This window comes from Streptomyces sp. NPDC127092 (assembly GCF_042722475.1).
GTDB lineage: Bacteria > Actinomycetota > Actinomycetes > Streptomycetales > Streptomycetaceae > Streptomyces.
Genome location: NZ_JBHXFE010000163.1, coordinates 721 through 1948, shown reverse-complemented (window position 1 = coordinate 1948; position 1228 = coordinate 721). Strand labels below are relative to the sequence as shown.

At 72.6% G+C, this 1228-nt stretch carries 1 protein-coding gene and 1 pseudogene; both read left to right on the top strand.

Annotation, left to right across the window (positions count from 1 at the left end; translation table 11 throughout):
* Window positions 1-653 (top strand): annotated as a pseudogene (locus ACFWJO_RS38370) (NADH:flavin oxidoreductase/NADH oxidase); the annotation flags it as partial.
* Between the two features lie 56 nt (window positions 654-709).
* A partial coding sequence (locus ACFWJO_RS38365; RefSeq protein ID WP_386872804.1) for an NUDIX hydrolase family protein occupies window positions 710-1228 on the top strand: 519 nt, incomplete at its 3' end.

Here is a 1228-nt window from a genome sequence, read left to right as displayed (position 1 = left end):
CCCGCACCCACGCGATGGGGGTGGACGAGATCCGGGAGACCGTCCAGGCCTTCGCCGACGCCGCCGAGCGCGCCGACCGTGCCGGCTTCGGCGCCGTGCAGCTGCACGCCGCCCACGGCTACCTCATCCACCAGTTCCTCTCGCCGCTGACCAACACCCGGACCGATGAGTACGGCGGGGACTTCGAGGGTCGCACCCGCTTCCTCAAGGAGGTCGTGGCGGCCGTGCGCGAGGTGTGGCCCGCGGACAAGGTCCTGGGCATCCGCATCTCCGGCTCGGACTGGGTCGAGGGCGGCTGGAGCATCGAGGAGACCGTCCGCCTGGCGCAGGAGCTGCAGGGGCAGGTGCACTGGTTCGACCTGTCCTCCGCGGGCATCGGGGACACCTACGAGGGCCCCCAGGGCCCGGGCTATCAGGTGCCGCTGGCCACCGCCGTGAAGGAGGGCACCGAGGGGATCGTGGTGTCCGCCGTCGGCTCGCTGACCGGCGCCGAGGAGGTCGCGGCCGTGGTGGACGAGGACCGCGCCGACGCCGTCTGCGTGGGCCGCGCCGCCCTGGCGAACCCGAACTGGCCGACCGCGGCCGCCCTCGCGCTCGACGTCCCCTCGGAGCAGGTGCCGATGGCCCGGCAGTACTTCCGAGCCAAGTGGTGAGCGGAACACGCGGGACCCGGTGTGCTCCCCGCGCGGAACTCCGGTAGAACAGAACCATGAGCGTGCGCACCCCCGACCCGAATCCGGGCTGGCTGTCCGACGAGGACCTCTACGAGGCCCGGCGCCGGCTGCCCATGGTGTATGTGGAGGCCATCCCGGTGCGGCTGGACTCCCTCGGCTACGTCACCGAGATCGGCCTGCTCTACGTGGCGGACGAGACCGGCACGTTCCAGCGGACGTTCGTCTCCGGCCGTGTCCAGTATCGGGAGACCATCCGCGCCGCGCTGATGCGCCACCTGGAGAAGGACCTCGGCCCGCTCGCGTTCCCGCAGCTGCCGCCGTCGGTGGTCCCCTGCACCGTCGCCGAGTACTTCCCGGCGCCGTCCGAGACCGGGCTGACGGACGACCGCCAGCACGCCGTGGCCCTGGTCTACGTGGTGCCGGTGACGGGTGAGTGCCAGCCGCGCCAGAACGCGCTCGAGCTGACCTGGCTCACCCCCGAGGAGGCCCTCGGCGAGGACATCCAGGCCGAGTTCATCGGTGGCCGCGGGGACCTGGTGCGCCAGGCCCTCGCC